This window comes from Citrobacter sp. Cpo030 (assembly GCF_030333005.1).
Taxonomy (GTDB): domain Bacteria; phylum Pseudomonadota; class Gammaproteobacteria; order Enterobacterales; family Enterobacteriaceae; genus Citrobacter; species Citrobacter portucalensis.
In genome coordinates this window covers 87,123-104,162 of the sequence record NZ_JAOWGT010000048.1, presented here as the reverse complement: position 1 = coordinate 104,162, position 17,040 = coordinate 87,123, and the positions used below count along the sequence as shown (strand labels likewise).

The following is a 17,040-nucleotide window of genomic DNA, read 5'->3' as shown; positions in this document are numbered from 1 at the left end:
CGTCCTTGTGTTAAATTGATGCAAATTAACGCCGTATGGCACGTAACGCCAACTTTTTGAAGTGGCGGATTCTGCTAGAATCAGCAAATATTTTTACAATTTGATCAGCGCTAAATACTGCTTCACAACAAGGAATGCAAATGAAGAAATTGCTCCCCATCCTTATCGGCCTGAGCCTGTCGGGGTTCAGTACTTTGAGCCAGGCAGAAAACCTGATGCAGGTTTATCAGCAAGCACGCCTGAGCAACCCGGAATTGCGTAAATCCGCCGCCGATCGCGATGCTGCATTCGAAAAAATTAACGAAGCGCGTAGTCCATTGCTGCCGCAACTGGGTTTAGGTGCCGATTACACCTACAGCAATGGCTACCGTGATGCAAATGGCGTCAACTCCAATGCAACCAGCGCATCTTTGCAGTTAACTCAGTCTATTTTTGACATGTCTAAATGGCGTGCCCTGACGCTGCAAGAAAAATCAGCGGGCATCCAGGACGTGACCTATCAGACCGATCAGCAAACGCTGATCCTGAATACCGCCACAGCCTATTTTAACGTATTGAACGCAATTGACGTGCTTTCTTATACCCAGGCACAGAAAGATGCGGTCTATCGTCAGTTAGATCAGACCACTCAGCGTTTTAACGTTGGCCTGGTTGCCATCACTGACGTACAGAACGCCCGTTCACAATACGATACTGTACTGGCGAACGAAGTTACCGCGCGTAACAATCTGGATAACGCGGTAGAACAGCTGCGCCAGGTAACCGGTAACTACTACCCGGAACTGGCTTCACTGAACGTTGATGGTTTTAAAACCAACAAACCGCAGGCGGTGAACGCGCTGCTGAAAGAAGCAGAAAACCGCAACCTGTCATTATTGCAGGCCCGTTTGAGCCAGGATCTGGCGCGTGAGCAGATTCGTCTGGCGCAGGATGGTCATTTACCGACTCTGGACCTGACCGCCTCTACCGGGGTATCTGACACCTCCTACAGCGGGTCAAAAACCCACGGTGGCGCGACGGGTAATCAGTACGACGACAGCAATATGGGCCAGAACAAAATTGGTCTGAGCTTCTCGCTGCCGCTGTATCAGGGTGGAATGGTTAACTCGCAGGTGAAACAAGCGCAGTACAACTTTGTTGGCGCGAGCGAACAGCTGGAAAGCGCGCACCGCAGCGTGGTGCAGACCGTGCGTTCTTCGTTCAACAACATTAATGCGTCTATCAGTAGCATTAACGCGTACAAACAAGCGGTTGTCTCGGCCCAAAGCTCTTTGGATGCGATGGAAGCCGGCTATTCCGTAGGTACACGTACCATCGTGGATGTGTTGGATGCCACCACCACGCTGTACAACGCCAAGCAGCAACTGGCGAATGCGCGTTATACCTATCTTATTAACCAGTTAAACGTCAAATCTGCGCTCGGTACGCTGAACGAGCAGGATCTGGTAGCACTGAACAATACGCTGGGTAAACCCGTATCCACGACTCCGGATACGATCGCGCCGGAAAACGCGCAGCAAGATGCCGCGGCGGACGGTTATACGTCCAACAGCGCGACGCCTGCGGCTCAGCCAACGGCCGCGCGTTCAACCAGCAGCAACGGCAACAACCCGTTCCGTAACTGATGCTGATGACGGGGCTTCGGCCCCGTCTGAACGTAAGACAACGTAAAGATCCGCCTCTTCTTCCGCATTCTCGCCTCTTCCCGCTTCAATTTCGACCAGTCATCCTCTATTCTGAGCAGAGTTACCACTGGGTACTGGAAGACATAAATGAAACGGACAAAATCTATACATCACGCCTCGTTCCGCAAAAGCTGGAGCGCGCGCCATCTGACTCCTGTCGCCCTGGCAGTTACCGCTGTGTTTATGCTCGCGGGCTGTGAAAAGAGCGACGAAACGGTTTCGCTTTATCAGAACGCTGACGACTGCTCTGCAGCTAACCCGGGTAAAAGCGCCGAATGTACTACTGCGTTTAACAATGCGCTGAAAGAAGCTGAACGTACCGCGCCAAAATACGCCACTCGTGAAGACTGTATCGCTGAATTCGGCGAAGGCCAGTGCCAGCAGGCTCCTGCGCAAGCAGGTATGGCGCCGACCGGTGAAGGCCAGGCTCAGGCGCAGAATCAAAGCAGCGGCAGCTTCTGGATGCCGCTGATGGCGGGCTACATGATGGGCCGACTGATGGGCGGCGGAATGGGCGCTCAGCAACCGCTGTTCAGCTCGAAAAACCCAGCCAGCCCGGCTTACGGCAAATACACGGATGCCAGCGGTAAAAACTACGGTGCAGCAACGCCGGGTCGCACCATGACCGTACCGAAAACCGCTATGGCACCGAAACCTGCCACCACCTCTACCGTAACCCGCGGCGGATTTGGTGAGTCTGTGGCCAAACAGAGCACCATGCAGCGTAGCGCAAGCGGCACCACCACACGTTCAATGGGTGGCTGATCGTCATGGAAAGAGTCAGTATTGTTGAGCGCCCGGACTGGCGCGACAAAGCCACCGAATACGGTTTCAATTTTCACACGATGTACGGCGAGCCGTACTGGTGTGAAGACGCGTACTATAAGCTCACCCTTGCTCAGGTCGAAAAGCTGGAAGAGGTCACCGCAGAGCTGCATCAAATGTGCCTCAAGGTGGTGGAAAAGGTCATCGCCAGCGATGAGTTGATGACCAAGTTTCGCATTCCGAAGCATACCTGGGGCTTTGTCCGCCAGTCCTGGCAGACGCAGCAACCGTCGCTCTATTCACGTCTCGATCTGGCATGGGACGGCACGGGTGAACCCAAGCTTTTAGAAAACAACGCCGATACGCCAACCTCGCTGTACGAAGCCGCGTTTTTCCAGTGGATCTGGCTGGAAGATCAGCTCAATGCGGGCAACCTGCCGGAAGGCAGCGATCAGTTCAACAGTCTGCAGGAAAAACTGATCGAGCGTTTCACCGAGCTGCGTGAGCAGTATGGTTTTCAACTGCTTCATCTGACCTGCTGTCGTGATACGGTGGAAGATCGCGGTACGATCCAGTATCTACAGGATTGCGCGGCCGAAGCTGAGATCGCTACAGAATTCCTCTATGTAGAAGATATTGGTCTTGGTGAAAAAGGTCAGTTCACCGACATGCAGGATCAGGTAATCGCTAACCTGTTCAAGCTCTATCCATGGGAATTCATGCTGCGTGAAATGTTCTCCACCAAGCTGGAAGATGCTGGCGTTCGCTGGCTGGAACCGGCCTGGAAGAGCATTATCTCCAATAAAGCACTGTTGCCGCTGTTATGGGAAATGTTCCCGGACCATCCGAACCTGCTGCCAGCGTACTTCGCCGAAGACGATCATCCGCATATGGATAAATTCGTCGTCAAACCGATCTTCTCACGCGAGGGGGCTAACGTCTCCATTGTTGAGAACGGTAAAACGATCGAAGCAGTGGAAGGACCGTACGGTGAAGAAGGTATGATCGTGCAGGAGTTCCATCAGCTACCGAAGTTTGGCGACAGCTATATGCTGATTGGCAGCTGGCTGATCAACGATCAACCAGCCGGGATCGGCATTCGTGAAGACCGCGCGTTGATCACACAGGATCTGTCACGTTTCTATCCGCATATTTTTGTCGAATAATTGAGAGTGCCGGGTGGCGGCTCCGCCTTACCCGGCCTTCAGCATGAACTTATTGCCCGATAAGCGCAGTGCCATCGGGCATTCATCATCCAACCTGCACCGACAACATACTTAAACTTCCCATCTCAATACCATCTACCGGGATCGTGACAGACTCTTTACCGTCCCATGCCCCGAGTACATACAGCAGCGGCAGATAGTGATCCGGCGTCGGGTTTGATAACGATCCACCTTCATGATCGAGATAGTTCACCAATGGGTGCTGCTCAACCGGTCCCTGCCATGTCAGGTTTGCCTTAACATAATCATTGAATGAAGTCGCCCACGGATAAGGCGTGTTCTCACCGTGCCAGCGCGCAGTGCGCAGGTTATGCACCACGTTACCACTGGCCACCAGCATAATGCCCTCATCACGCAGCGCCGCCAGCTTACGGCCCATCTCAAAATGCCATGCCGCGGGTTTGGTGCTATCAATGCTCAGTTGCACCATCGGAATATCCGCATTCGGGTACATCTTGATCAGCACGCCCCAAGAACCGTGGTCAAAACCCCACGCTTCTTTGTCCAGGGTAACAGGCACTGGAGCAAGCAAGTTAACCAGATGCTGTGCCAGTTCAGGCGAACCAGGAGCCGGGTAATGGGTGTCATATAATGCTTGCGGAAAACCGCCAAAATCGTGGATCGTTTTGGGGGCTTCCATCGCAGTCACACCCGTTCCACGGGTGAACCAGTGCGCCGAGACCACCACAATGGCTTTCGGACGCGGCAACGTTTCCCCCAGTTGCTGCCAGGCACGGGTATAAACGTTATCTTCCAGAACATTCATCGGGCTACCGTGGCCCAAAAACAATGCTGGCATACGAGTTGAAGACATGATGATATCCTTACTGAGGGAGTCATTTTGATACCACCACAATACGCTTATTCGGTTGATGAAGAACTCAGATAACCATGATGAAGATCATCAGTTATTTTGACGATCCAACCCGGACAGCAGATTGATAAGGAGTTTTATTTGTCGATGTCAGTACCTTTACTTCTGACTTTACTGGCAGGTGCCGCCACGTTTATCGGCGCATTTCTCGGCGTGTTAGGGCAAAAACCGTCTAACCGCGTTCTCGCCTTTTCTTTAGGCTTCGCCGCCGGGATTATGCTACTGATCTCCCTTATGGAGATGCTACCTGCTGCGCTGGCCGCTGAAGGTATGTCGCCAGTGCTGGGCTACGGAATGTTTATCGCCGGCTTACTGGGCTACTTTGGTCTGGACCGTCTATTGCCGCACGCGCACCCTCAGGATCTGGTACAAAAAACAACGCAGCCTCTACCCGGCTCTATTAAACGCACCGCGATTTTATTAACGCTCGGCATCAGCCTGCACAACTTTCCTGAAGGGATTGCGACGTTTGTTACCGCCAGTAGCAACCTTGAGCTGGGCTTTGGTATTGCCCTCGCCGTTGCATTGCACAATATTCCTGAAGGATTAGCGGTGGCGGGTCCCGTCTATGCCGCCACAGGCTCCAAACGTACGGCGATATTCTGGGCAGGGATTTCAGGTATGGCAGAAATACTGGGCGGCGTACTGGCGTGGTTAATTCTCGGTAGCCTTATATCACCGGTGGTGATGGCGGCAATAATGGCGGCTGTCGCAGGTATTATGGTGGCGCTGTCCGTCGATGAATTGATGCCGTTGGCAAAAGAGATCGATCCCAATAATAATCCCAGCTATGGGGTGTTATGTGGAATGTCGGTGATGGGGTTAAGCCTCGTCATCCTCCAGTCGATGGGAATCGGATAATCCAGAGGGCGGATGCCACTCTGCAAATTTACAGCATCCGCTCATCCATAGCAGAATATGAAGGACTAATCCTGTTCCTTAATCGCGCTGTTATCTTCACCAGAACGGCGAAAGAGTTTGTTTCGCGCTTCAAGTAAGGCATCTCTGTCCTGGCGGAATGCCCGACAATAACGTTTCATATGGCAATAATAACCCACCGCAACGAGTGCAATTAATACAATCCAATACCAGGCAATAAACATTCTTCTACCCTTAAAATTTAACATCATTAAACATTTAACGTTAAAATTTTACACAACCTTATTCTGACATACTCATATAGTGGCATATTTCAGAAACAAATATATGATTTCGATCATATAAATCAGCGGCTAAGCTATTAGCCAAACTCGTTATAAACAATTAAAACAATGTCGACAAGATCACACTACGCAATAATAAATATTGTTCTTAAAATATCTCACTCATACTATCAAAAAAATAATAAAAATTAGCTCCTGAAGAATAATACATTTCATCAATATTAATTAATGCATTACAAAAGTAGTATTAGCAATACCATTTTATTTTATCAAAACCGTAAAAACATAATATATTCAGCAAGATTATATTTATAGGTAATATAAGGAGATATATCCATGTTTACACAATACCGAAAAACACTTCTGGCAGGGACTCTGGCACTGACATTTGGATTAGCAGCAGGAAACTCTCTTGCCGCTGGTTTTCAACCGGCCCAACCTGCAGGAAAATTGGGCGCAATAGTAGTTGACCCTTATGGAAATGCCCCGCTTACTGCGCTGGTTGAATTAGATAGCCACGTTATTTCAGATGTTAAAGTTACCGTCCATGGTAAAGGTGAAAAAGGCGTTCCGGTGACTTATACCGTCGGCAAAGAGTCACTCGCCACGTACGATGGCATTCCTATTTTTGGCCTTTATCAAAAGTTCGCAAATAAGGTAACCGTTGAATATAAAGAAAACGGTAAGGCCATGAAAGATGATTATGTGGTGCAAACTTCCGCCATCGTAAATCACTACATGGATAACCGCTCAATATCTGATTTGCAGCAAACAAAAGTGATTAAAGTAGCACCGGGTTTTGAAGATCGTCTTTATCTGGTGAATACCCACACCTTTACCCCGCAGGGTGCAGAATTCCACTGGCATGGCGAAAAAGATAAAAATGCCGGCATCCTGGATGCGGGTCCAGCTGGCGGCGCACTCCCCTTTGATATCGCACCCTTTACCTTTGTCGTCGATACGGAAGGTGAATATCGGTGGTGGCTGGATCAGGACACCTTCTATGACGGCCATGACATGGATATCAACAAGCGCGGCTACCTGATGGGTATTCGTGAAACACCGCGAGGCACCTTCACCGCCGTACAAGGCCAGCACTGGTATGAATTCGATATGCTGGGCCAGATTCTGGCCGACCATAAGCTGCCTCGCGGATTCCTCGACGCGTCGCATGAGTCGGTCGAAACAGTGAACGGCACCGTACTGCTTCGCGTGGGTAAACGCGATTATCGCAAAGAGGATGGTCTTCACGTGCATACCATCCGCGACCAGATTATTGAAGTCGATAAATCTGGACGTGTTGTTGACGTATGGGATCTGACACAAATTCTCGACCCGATGCGTGACGCGCTACTGGGTGCGCTGGACGCAGGCGCGGTATGCGTCAACGTGGATCTCGCTCACGCAGGCCAACAGGCGAAACTGGAGCCAGATACCCCCTATGGTGACGCCCTCGGCGTTGGTGCGGGCCGTAACTGGGCTCACGTCAACTCCATTGCCTATGACGCTAAAGATGACTCCATCATTCTTTCTTCCCGCCATCAGGGTGTCGTCAAAATCGGTCGCGATAAACAGGTGAAATGGATTCTGGCACCGTCTAAAGGCTGGAATAAGTCGCTGGCAAGCAAATTGTTAAAACCGGTTGATGATAAGGGCAATGCGCTGAAGTGTGATGAAAACGGTAAGTGCGAGAATACTGATTTCGATTTTACCTACACCCAACACACCGCCTGGCTCTCCAGCAAAGGAACGCTAACCATCTTTGACAATGGCGATGGGCGTGGACTCGAACAACCGGCGCTACCAACAATGAAATATTCCCGGTTCGTCGAATATAAAATTGACGAGAAAAAAGGAACCGTTCAGCAAATTTGGGAGTACGGGAAAGAGCGCGGTTATGATTTCTACAGTCCTATCACGTCGGTAATTGAATATCAAAAAGACCGCGACACCATGTTTGGATTTGGTGGTTCTATTAATTTATTTGACGTTGGACAGCCAACCACCGGCAAAATCAACGAAATTGACTACAAAACAAAAGAAGTCAAAGTCGAAATTGATGTCCTTTCCGATAAACCAAACCAAACGCACTACCGCGCATTACTGGTTCGCCCACAACAAATGTTTAAATAGTATCGTTAGATTAAGGATTAATTATGTCATCTAAATGGATTACTTCATTATTTAAAAGCGTGGTATTAACGGCGGCGCTGGTAACACCATTTGCAGCATCGGCTTTTACTGAAGGTACTGACTATATGGTGCTGGAGAAACCGATTCCCAATGCTGATAAAACGTTGATCAAAGTATTCAGCTATGCCTGCCCATTCTGCTACAAATATGATAAAGCCGTGACCGGCCCGGTGTCAGAAAAAGTTGCCGATCTCGTCGCCTTCACACCTTTTCATCTCGAGACCAAAGGAGAATACGGTAAACAGGCCAGTGAAGTATTTGCAGTAATGATTGCGAAGGATCAGGCCGCAGGGGTCTCATTGTTTGACGCCAAATCACAGTTCAAAAAAGCCAAGTTTGCTTACTACACTGCCTACCACGACAAGAAGGAACGCTGGTCTGACGGTAAAGATCCCGCTTCATTCATCAAAACAGGGCTGGATGCTGCGGGTATGAGTCAAGCAGACTTCGAGAACGCCTTAAAAGAACCCGTAGTTCAGGAGACCTTGGAAAAATGGAAAGCGGCCTATGATGTTGCCAAAATCCAGGGGGTTCCGGCTTACGTCGTCAATGGTAAGTACCTGATCTACACCAAAAGCATCAAATCGATTGATTCCATGGCTGAGCTTGTCAGAGAGCTGGCGACAAAATAAACAGGGAACCGCTATGGATTTTATCAAAGGATTGTGGCGAGACTTATGTACCGCACCGGTTGATACCCTGGTGAGATGGTAGGAGCGTCGCTTTTTGTGGTTGCTAATGGCTTGTGCCATGGGTGGGTTAATTATTCTGGCGCACTCGTTCTTCCAAATCTATCTCTACATGGCCCCTTGCGAGCAATGTGTATACATCCGCTTTGCCATGTTTGTGATGGTTTTCGGTGGGCTGATCGCGGCAATAAACCCTAAAAACCTCATCCTAAAACTGGTCGGCTGCATTGCGGCATTTTATGGCAGCATTATGGGCATTAAGTTTTCAATCAAACTTAATGGCATCCATTATGCAGTACATAACCCGGACCCGGATTCACTCTTTGGTGTACAGGGATGTTCCACCGATCCGACATTCCCTTTCAATTTGCCGCTGGCAAACTGGGCTCCAGAATGGTTTAAGCCCACTGGAGATTGCGGCTATGACGCACCTGTCGTTCCCGATGGCGTAGCGCTCAGCAGTACGCAAAAGTGGTTTGTCGATCTGTACCAGCAGTCCGAAGGCTGGTATCTGCTCCCGCCATGGCATTTTATGAATATGGCGCAGGCCTGCCTGCTCGCCTTTGGTTTGTGTTTAGTGCTGTTGCTGGTAATGAGCGGAGCCTGGGCACTTAAACTGGCCAGAAAAAAATAGCCAGGCCGCAATAACAAAAAACCGAAGCCAGAAAACTGACTTCGGTTTTTTTATCCCTACCACGGTTGTCGCGGTAGTCAGCAATTAGCTGGCTTTGCGCTCATGCGCCTGACGGTAAGCCACCAGGTCTTCGATAGTAACCACAGCCATATTATGCTTACCGGCAAATTCGATGCATTCTGGCGCACGCGCCATGGTGCCATCGTCATTGGTCAGTTCGCACAGCACACCCGCCGGTTTAAATCCTGCCAGCGTCATCAGGTCGATGGTTGCTTCAGTATGACCACCGCGGGTCAACACGCCACCTGCCTGAGCACGCAGCGGGAAAACGTGCCCCGGACGGTTAAGATCGGAAGGTTTAGCGCCATCCTTAATTGCCGCACGTACCGTAGTAACACGGTCTGCAGCGGAAACGCCGGTGGTCACGCCTTCTGCGGCTTCAATGGTCACGGTAAAACCGGTACCGTAAGCGCTGGTGTTGTTTTCCACCATCATTGGCAGATCGAGCTGTTTGCGTCGGTCTTCAGTGATGCACAGGCATACAATACCGCTACCGTGACGGATGGTCAGCGCCATCTGTTCAACAGTCATGGTTTCTGCCGGGAAAATCATATCGCCTTCGTTTTCACGGTCTTCGTCGTCAAGCACCATTACACCGCGTCCTTCACGCAGCGCAGACAGCGCATGTTCAACACGTTCGAAAGGCGTACCAAAAGAGGAAAGTAGCGTCTGATTCATGGTAAAAAAACCTCACTAAAATTATGGTTACCAGAATCAGGGCAGTCTTAGGAGTACCGTCTAAGCGGCAAAAAAATAACGTGAGCGGGTCCATGCCCGACTGGATCGTTACTCTCTCCCATCCGGACTCTAACCGTCGGCCCCGGAATTACACCGGATCTGCTGACCTTTTTGCCGTAACAAAAAGCGCTCGCGGGCTTTCAACATCAGTTGATTTACCGCCGGTGGGGAATTTCGCCCCGCCCTGAGAATAAGCGGGTTAACTATAACGCTATTGATTACCTTCATCAACGCCTTTACTCGTCTTAGCTTCACACAATTCTGGTTTATGCCTGTGCCAGTTCGCACTACAATAGGCAGCAACACGTACCAGTTCAGGGAAACCACAATGATTGACCCGAAAAAAATTGAGCAGATTGCTCGTCAGGTTCACGAGTCGATGCCGAAAGGGATCCGCGAGTTTGGCGAAGACGTCGAGAAGAAAATTCGTCAAACGCTGCAGTCACAGCTGACCCGTCTGGATCTGGTAAGCCGCGAAGAATTCGATGTACAGACTCAGGTTTTATTGCGCACGCGCGAAAAGCTGGCGATGCTTGAGCAACGTCTGACTGAGCTTGAATCACGTGATAAAACGGCAGAAATTAAACCTGCCCCCGCGATCCCGTCAGTCGATCCGCAAGAGTAAAAACGACAACGGGCCGCAAGGCCCGTTTTTCTGTTAGTGTTCCAGTTCTAGCTTCCTGGCTTCCGTCGCCTGCTGGCAGTACAGCGCATAGCGTTTGCAAAACCAGCTACGATGTTCTTCATCCATGTTCCCGGTTATTGCCTGGATATCAATGGGATGGCCCTCAGCCTGCATCCTGGCAAAACTACGGGCCAGGAAATCGAAATTGTTTAGTGAATACATATTGCTGTTCATGAGCATACCCTCCAGTTATTGAATATCTGCTAAGGCCATATGCTTTTTCTAATTTCAGTATTTCCCTGGATACGAAGTTATTCTGTACATATTGTGCGCAAAACTACTGCGCGGGTTCACAGTTTCCTATGAAATCTAAGAAGGCTTGAAGTATGGCGGGTATATCAGGGAAAGAGGCGCAGCGGCTGAAGAATAAAGCGAAAAAAAGCCGGATTGTGACGCGCAAACGTCTTATCCGGCCTGTAATCGGTACATCCTGTAAGCCTGAAGGAACTTCGCTTATCCGGCTATCAGGTCAGGGTTCACTTATCGCTGTCTTTCTGGATCTTCTTGATAATATTAGTCGTGGAGCAGCCATCTTCGAAGTTCAGCACCAGCACTTCACCGCCGTTCGCCCACACCTCTTCACTGCCCGCAATCTGCTCCGGCTTATAGTCGCCGCCTTTGACCAGCAGATCCGGCAGAATGCCAGCAATCAGACGCTGCGGCGTATCTTCTTCAAAAGAGACCACCCAGTCGACAGATTCCAGCGCGCCCAGTACGATCATACGCTGTTCCAGCGGGTTGACCGGACGCGTTTCACCTTTCAGACGTTTGGTCGAAGCATCGCTGTTGACCGCCACGATCAGGCGATCGCCCAGCTTGCGCGCATTCGCCAGATAGGAAACATGGCCCGCATGCAGGATGTCGAACACACCGTTGGTCATTACCACTTTCTCGCCGCGCTTGCGGGCGCTGGCAACGGCCTGTTTCAGCTCAGATTCGCTCATCACGCCAAAGCCAGTATCAGCCCGACCGCGCACGGCGTTTTCCAGCTCGATCGGTGAAACGGTAGAGGTCCCCAGCTTACCAACGACAACACCGGCTGCGGCGTTAGCAAAATAGCACGCCTCTTCCAGTGAGTTACCCGCCGCCAGCGTCGCCGCCAGCACGCCAATAACCGTATCGCCTGCACCGGTCACGTCATACACTTCCTGCGCCTGCGTCGGCATATGCAGCGGCGATTTGCCCGGTTGCAGTAACGTCATCCCCTGCTCGGATCGCGTGATCAGCAGTGCGGAAAGGTCGAAATCAGCAATCACTTTCATGCCGCGTTCAACCAGTTCATCTTCGCTTTTGCACTTGCCCGCCACCGCTTCAAACTCAGACAGGTTCGGCGTCAGCAGCGTTGCGCCACGGTAGCGTTCAAAATCGGTTCCTTTCGGATCGATAAGCACCGGCACCCCAGCCTTACGCGCCAGAGCAATCATCTGCTGCACGCTTGCCAACGCGCCTTTGGCGTAGTCGGAGAGCACCAGAGCACCGATAGAACCCAGCGCCTGGTTAATACGCTCGTGCAGCGGCTGCGGATCCACACCTTCAAAACCTTCTTCGAAATCCAGGCGAATCAGCTGCTGATTACGGGAAAGCACGCGCAGTTTGGTGATCGTCGGATGGGTCGGCACGGATACGAAATCGCATTTTACGTTTACATCCGTCAGCGTTTTGCTCAGCGCACGCGCCGCGTCGTCAATACCGGTCAGGCCCACCAGGCGCGAATTCGCTCCCAGAGAGGCAATGTTCATCGCCACGTTTGCTGCGCCACCGGGACGTTCTTCGATGGTATCCACTTTTACCACCGGAACAGGCGCTTCAGGTGAAATACGGCTGGTAGGACCGTACCAGTAGCGATCCAGCATCACATCACCGACAACCATGACTCCTGCACGTTCAAACTCTGGCAGAGTTACTTTCATTCCTGTCTCCTGAGAGATTCTCTGAGTGTCTTAAAATTTGCGCGCGATAATAGCACACTTCACTCGGCACCCAGCCACTTCTGCCAGCTGTCACGCACCAGTGTACGTTCAGCGTCGAAGTGCTCCGGCGCCACATGGCCCGGAAGTTCCTGCAATGCAAGATGGTGAAGTTCATCACGCAACGTCGTATAAGCACGGGTAAGCGCCAGCGCTTCCTGCTCGTCCATAATGTCGTTTTGCGCCAGTAATTCCAGAATGCGCACGTTATCCGACCAGCGCGTCAGCTTCGGTTTTTCATGCGCATAGCGCAGCACCAGATACTGCGTAATAAACTCAATATCTGTGATGCCGCCTTCATCCGCTTTGATATCAAAACGATCGCGATGCTTATTACCCAAATGGGCACGCATTTTCTCACGCATTTCGCGCACCTCGGTCTGCAAGGTTTTCCCATCACGGACGAGGGTCATGATATCGCGACGAATCGCATCAAACTGAGAGGTCAACTGCGGGTCGCCGTACACTACGCGAGCACGCACCAGCGCCTGATGCTCCCATGTCCAGGCTTCGTTACGCTGATAATCGGCGAAAGCGTCAGCTGATGTCACCAGCATCCCCGCCGCCCCTGACGGACGCAAACGCGCATCCACTTCGTATAAAATACCGGACGAAGTACGGGTACTAAAGAGGTGCATAATGCGCTGCGCCAGGCGCAGATAGAACTGTCGCCCGTCAATCTCACGCTCACCGTCCGTCATCACGTCCATCGGACAGTCATGCAGGAAGATCAAATCGAGATCCGAGCTGTACCCCAGTTCCCAGCCGCCCAGCTTGCCATAACCGACGACGGCAAAACCACGCCCCTCGCGTTCGCTAAGATGAGTGGGTTGACCGTAGCGCGCGACCATCTGCGTCCACGCCTGCTGGACTACCGCATCAATAATAGCTTCCGCCAGCCAGGTTAAATGGTCGCTCACCTTCATCACCGGCAGTGTACCGGCGATATCAGCCGCGGCAATACGCAGTAGCTGCGTTTGCTTAAACTGGCGCAGAGCCTCCAGTTGCTGCTCTTCATCATCTTCAGGCACGCGCAGCAAATACTGGCGCAGCTCATCACGGTAGGCGTCCGTCGCGGTGGGTTGATACAGGGTGTTCGGATCCAGCAGTTCATCAAGCAACAGCGGATACCGCGCCAGCTGGCTGGCGACCATCGGCGAGGCCGCACAGAGCGAAATCAGATGCTTCAGCGCCCCGGGGAATTCGCTCAACAACTCCAGATAGGTCGTGCGAGTCACAATACCCACCAGCAGAGGTGTAATGCGTGATAGCGGGACTGAGGCGTCGTCACGCGTACAGACATCGCTCAGCAGATGCGGCATTAAATGATCCAGCACCTGTCGTCCGCGTGGGCCAATGGTGCGTTTATCCAGCTCTTTACGGAAATCAGCAATCAGAGACAGCACGCGCCGACGATCGTCATCCGCCAGATGCGTCAGCACCGGCGTGGTGTCATCTTCCTGTAATGCATCCTGCCACAGTTCGCGCCACTGTTCTGAGAGCGACTCTTCCTGACTTTCGGCCTCGTCATCGCCAATCAGCTCGTTAAATACCCGGCGTACGTTGTCCATATGATTGGCCAGCACATCAGTTAATTGCTGCCAGTCATCAACGTTCATCCCCCACGCCAGCCGCGCGCGATTCAGTTCATCGCCTGGCAGCGTCTGGGTCTGTTCATCATTGATGCTTTGCAGCAGGTTTTCCAGGCGGCGTAAATAGAGATAGGCTGCTCGCAGTTGTTCCGTATCGGTATCAGACAGCAGGTGCAGCGCATTGATGGCGCTAAGCGTCGGTAACAGCGAGCGGGATTGCAGCGACGGCTCGCGCCCACCGCGAATAAGCTGGAATACCTGCACGATAAATTCAATTTCGCGAATACCGCCCGCCCCCAGCTTGATGTTATCTTTCAGACCACGGCGGCGCACTTCACGCGCAATCATCCCTTTCATGTTACGCAACGACTGGATCACGCTGAAATCAATATAGCGACGGAAAACAAAAGGCCGCAGCATGGCACGAAGCTCGCTGACGTAAGTGCCGTCGGCATCGCCCATAATGCGGGCTTTGACCATCGCATAGCGTTCCCAGTCGCGCCCTTGCTCCTGGTAATAATCCTCCAGCGCAGAGAAGCTCAGTACCAACGGACCGCTGTCGCCAAACGGGCGTAAACGCATATCCACCCGATAGACAAACCCATCCATTGTGGGCTGATCTAATACCTTGATGAGCCGCTGGCCCATACGGGTAAAGAACTGGGCGTTATCCAGCTCGCGGCGCCCGCCCTGTGTGCTGCCATGTTCTGGCCAGGCAAAAATCAGATCGATATCGGAGGAAAAATTCAGCTCGCCGCCACCCAGTTTCCCCATGCCTAAAATCAGCAGCGGCTGCGCCACACCTTCAGGATTACAGGGCGTACCCCATTCGCGACAGCAGGCGGCGTATAACCAGTCACGCGCGGCGACGATCAACGTTTCAGCCAGATGGCTTAGCTGCTGCAAAATACTCTCTTCGGTCACCAGCGACAGCGTCTGTGCCCAGGCGATACGCACCATAATGCGACGGCGAAACAGGCGTAACTCACGCATCAGCGTGTTTTCGTCACTAACGTCAGCCAATGCTTGCTGTAACCAGTCGGCATAGTGTTGCCATTCATCTGCCAGGGGTGGGGTGCTTTCCAGCTCAGCCAGCCATTCGGGATGGGCAATAATGCTGTCACGGACAAAATCACTGAATGTAAGTACTGACTTCGCCTGAACGCTAAGCGAGGACTCAGATATTGCTGCTGGCAGCCGCTCAACAACGGTCGGCCAGTACTGCTGTAACGGTGAAGAGAGCTGCTTCATTTACGGGTTATCCTTTGAATGGTGCCGGATGCGTCTTTTCGCCTTATCCGGCCTACATGACAGTTACACACATCGCGTAGGCCTGATAAGCGCAGCGCCATCAGGCATCCCGGCCTCGGCCCTGATTATCGTTTTCCGCTGTGCAGCCAGAACGGTTCCAGTGCAATTGCCTCGTTACGGAAGTGTTCAATTTCAATATATTGGTTGGCCGCAATGGCGTGGCGCAAACCCTGCCAGTTGGCGATCCATTCTGATGCGACATTTTCATCGTAGTATCCCGCCAGCATCAGCATGCTATCAATGTTGCGCGTCAAACGAGGAAGCTGATCGGCGTACTGATCGCCCAGCGGCTGCGCAAAAGCGGTCTTCAGCTCAGCGGCATGGCGTGAAAGATGGGTATCCGAGAAACGCTTAAAGGAGTCGGCAATTTTTCCCTGCGCCTTCGCATCAAGGAACGGCTGCCATCCTTTGGTCACCAGCCATTCGGTCAGCGCCAGCTTGGCCATTGCCGTTTGCGTGCTGTAAACCGCCGAAACAGCAGAAACGTCCGACGAAATGATCGCTTCCGACTGGGTCAACAAATCACGTAAGTGAGCGCTCGCTTTTCGCGGCACATTACCGCCAAAAAGCATCAGAATGTGACGCACCAGGCCCATAGCCGCCAGCACCTCGGCTTTCGCCCCTTTAACGCCGCGCACCCACAGCTCTTCATGGTACTGCCACTGTGATAATGCCAGCTCCAGCGCCGCTTCCAGCCCCTGCTCAATACTCGCTTTCGCCGGAACTTTCAAAATGCGTGTCGGTTTGAGTTCGCGCGGCGCATTCCCCTGAGCCAGGTGATAACCGCGCGCTGCTTTGCTCAAGCTACCCTGGCGTAAACCGGTTTGCGAAACCAGCTGGTTTGCCAGCTTCAGTACGGCACGGGTATCGCCGCTTAACAGTTCAAGTTCAAGCTCACAGATAGGTTCTGCAAACTCGCCCGCTTTCACTTCCCCCAGATCGAGAGCCATTTCAATCCGGCTGCCATCAACATCAACCAACCATTTCTCACGGTAAAAATCGGTGCTGAACAACGGCTGCACTTGAGAAGCAAGTTCAGCGGGCAGCTCGCCATCAGGCCAGACTTCCGTTGGGAACAAGGTGAGATCCAGTTCAGGCGCGTTTAGCGCAACGTTATATTCCGGCCGCTGGTGCAGTCCGCCCGTCACGCGTCCGGCAATTTTCATGGTCATTTCGTAATGACCATTTTCACCGCGAATACGCAGCCCCATATCGTGACCACGCAACCACGCATCCGGCGTTTCGTAGTAGATATTCAGCAACTGGCTGGGCGCATGATGCTCTCCCCCCAGCGTATTCAGACGTTCACGTAGCGCATCTACAGCATCACTATTAACGATAAATTTTAATTCGATTTCCTGGGCCATGGTCTTGTACTTATGGGTTATGTCACAGTTGAGAAAACTGACTGCGAACTAAGTTTGTTCTTTATGGTCAGTAGATAGTATTTTGCGCCAA

Annotated in this window: 14 protein-coding genes, 1 pseudogene and 1 riboswitch; of the genes and pseudogenes, 8 read left to right on the top strand and 7 right to left on the bottom strand. The window is 51.9% G+C overall.

Going from position 1 to position 17,040, the window contains the following annotated elements; genetic code table 11:
- Positions 1-140: 140 nt before the first annotated feature.
- From tolC to OGY37_RS06530, 3 genes are all read left to right on the top strand, one after another.
- On the top strand, positions 141-1,625 hold the full coding sequence (gene tolC, locus OGY37_RS06540) for an outer membrane channel protein TolC (RefSeq protein ID WP_003828407.1): 1,485 nt from the start codon (positions 141-143) through the stop codon (positions 1,623-1,625).
- 147 nt (positions 1,626-1,772) lie between these two features.
- Positions 1,773-2,450, top strand: a complete 678-nt coding sequence (locus OGY37_RS06535; RefSeq protein ID WP_003024591.1) for a DUF1190 family protein — start codon at positions 1,773-1,775, stop codon at positions 2,448-2,450.
- 5 nt (positions 2,451-2,455) lie between these two features.
- Positions 2,456-3,616: a glutathionylspermidine synthase family protein gene (locus tag OGY37_RS06530; RefSeq protein WP_149384536.1), complete on the top strand. Its 1,161-nt coding sequence runs from the start codon at positions 2,456-2,458 to the stop codon at positions 3,614-3,616.
- Between the two features lie 85 nt (positions 3,617-3,701).
- On the opposite strand, the gene ygiD is transcribed toward OGY37_RS06530, so the two are convergent.
- Complete coding sequence (gene ygiD / locus OGY37_RS06525; RefSeq protein ID WP_126317407.1) at positions 3,702-4,490, bottom strand: 4,5-DOPA-extradiol-dioxygenase; 789 nt, start codon at positions 4,488-4,490, stop codon at positions 3,702-3,704.
- 147 nt (positions 4,491-4,637) lie between these two features.
- On the opposite strand from ygiD, the gene zupT reads away from it, so the two are divergent.
- The gene (gene zupT / locus OGY37_RS06520; protein WP_071696294.1) at positions 4,638-5,411 is read left to right on the top strand and encodes a zinc transporter ZupT; all 774 of its coding nucleotides are present in this window, start codon (positions 4,638-4,640) and stop codon (positions 5,409-5,411) included.
- Between the two features lie 65 nt (positions 5,412-5,476).
- On the opposite strand, the gene OGY37_RS06515 is transcribed toward zupT, so the two are convergent.
- Positions 5,477-5,653 carry a hypothetical protein gene (locus tag OGY37_RS06515; RefSeq protein ID WP_003828416.1) on the bottom strand — a complete coding sequence of 59 codons (177 nt, stop codon included), beginning with the start codon at positions 5,651-5,653 and terminating at the stop codon, positions 5,477-5,479.
- A gap of 396 nt (positions 5,654-6,049) precedes the next feature.
- Between OGY37_RS06515 and assT the strand changes: the two genes are divergently transcribed.
- The 3 genes and pseudogenes from assT to dsbI all read left to right on the top strand — a co-directional run bounded on the left by assT (position 6,050) and on the right by dsbI (position 9,229).
- On the top strand, positions 6,050-7,846 hold the full coding sequence (gene assT, locus OGY37_RS06510) for an arylsulfate sulfotransferase AssT (RefSeq protein ID WP_284968980.1): 1,797 nt from the start codon (positions 6,050-6,052) through the stop codon (positions 7,844-7,846).
- A gap of 23 nt (positions 7,847-7,869) precedes the next feature.
- Positions 7,870-8,538 (top strand): thiol:disulfide interchange protein DsbA/DsbL, encoded by a 669-nt coding sequence (locus OGY37_RS06505; protein WP_063941833.1) that lies wholly within the window; start codon positions 7,870-7,872, stop codon positions 8,536-8,538.
- Between the two features lie 13 nt (positions 8,539-8,551).
- Positions 8,552-9,229 (top strand): annotated as a pseudogene (gene dsbI / locus OGY37_RS06500) (protein-disulfide oxidoreductase DsbI).
- Between the two features lie 84 nt (positions 9,230-9,313).
- On the opposite strand, the gene ribB reads toward dsbI, so the two are convergent.
- Positions 9,314-9,967 (bottom strand): 3,4-dihydroxy-2-butanone-4-phosphate synthase, encoded by a 654-nt coding sequence (ribB, locus tag OGY37_RS06495; protein ID WP_003828424.1) that lies wholly within the window; start codon positions 9,965-9,967, stop codon positions 9,314-9,316.
- A 106-nt stretch (positions 9,968-10,073) separates the two neighbouring features.
- Positions 10,074-10,223, bottom strand: a riboswitch (FMN riboswitch).
- A 132-nt stretch (positions 10,224-10,355) separates the two neighbouring features.
- Between ribB and ubiK the strand changes: the two genes are divergently transcribed.
- Positions 10,356-10,652, top strand: a complete 297-nt coding sequence (ubiK, locus tag OGY37_RS06490; protein ID WP_003828426.1) for a ubiquinone biosynthesis accessory factor UbiK — start codon at positions 10,356-10,358, stop codon at positions 10,650-10,652.
- Between the two features lie 33 nt (positions 10,653-10,685).
- Here ubiK and glgS read toward each other — a convergent pair whose 3' ends face one another.
- The 4 genes from glgS to OGY37_RS06470 form a co-directional block, all read right to left on the bottom strand.
- The gene (gene glgS / locus OGY37_RS06485) at positions 10,686-10,892 is read right to left on the bottom strand and encodes a cell surface composition regulator GlgS (RefSeq protein ID WP_008785836.1); all 207 of its coding nucleotides are present in this window, start codon (positions 10,890-10,892) and stop codon (positions 10,686-10,688) included.
- A 296-nt stretch (positions 10,893-11,188) separates the two neighbouring features.
- The gene (hldE, locus tag OGY37_RS06480; RefSeq protein ID WP_003828429.1) at positions 11,189-12,622 is read right to left on the bottom strand and encodes a bifunctional D-glycero-beta-D-manno-heptose-7-phosphate kinase/D-glycero-beta-D-manno-heptose 1-phosphate adenylyltransferase HldE; all 1,434 of its coding nucleotides are present in this window, start codon (positions 12,620-12,622) and stop codon (positions 11,189-11,191) included.
- Between the two features lie 59 nt (positions 12,623-12,681).
- Entirely contained in the window at positions 12,682-15,522 is a 2,841-nt protein-coding gene (gene glnE / locus OGY37_RS06475; protein WP_284968981.1) for a bifunctional [glutamate--ammonia ligase]-adenylyl-L-tyrosine phosphorylase/[glutamate--ammonia-ligase] adenylyltransferase, read from the bottom strand.
- A gap of 125 nt (positions 15,523-15,647) precedes the next feature.
- Positions 15,648-16,949, bottom strand: a complete 1,302-nt coding sequence (locus OGY37_RS06470; RefSeq protein ID WP_048215523.1) for a CYTH domain-containing protein — start codon at positions 16,947-16,949, stop codon at positions 15,648-15,650.
- Positions 16,950-17,040 lie beyond the last annotated feature (91 nt).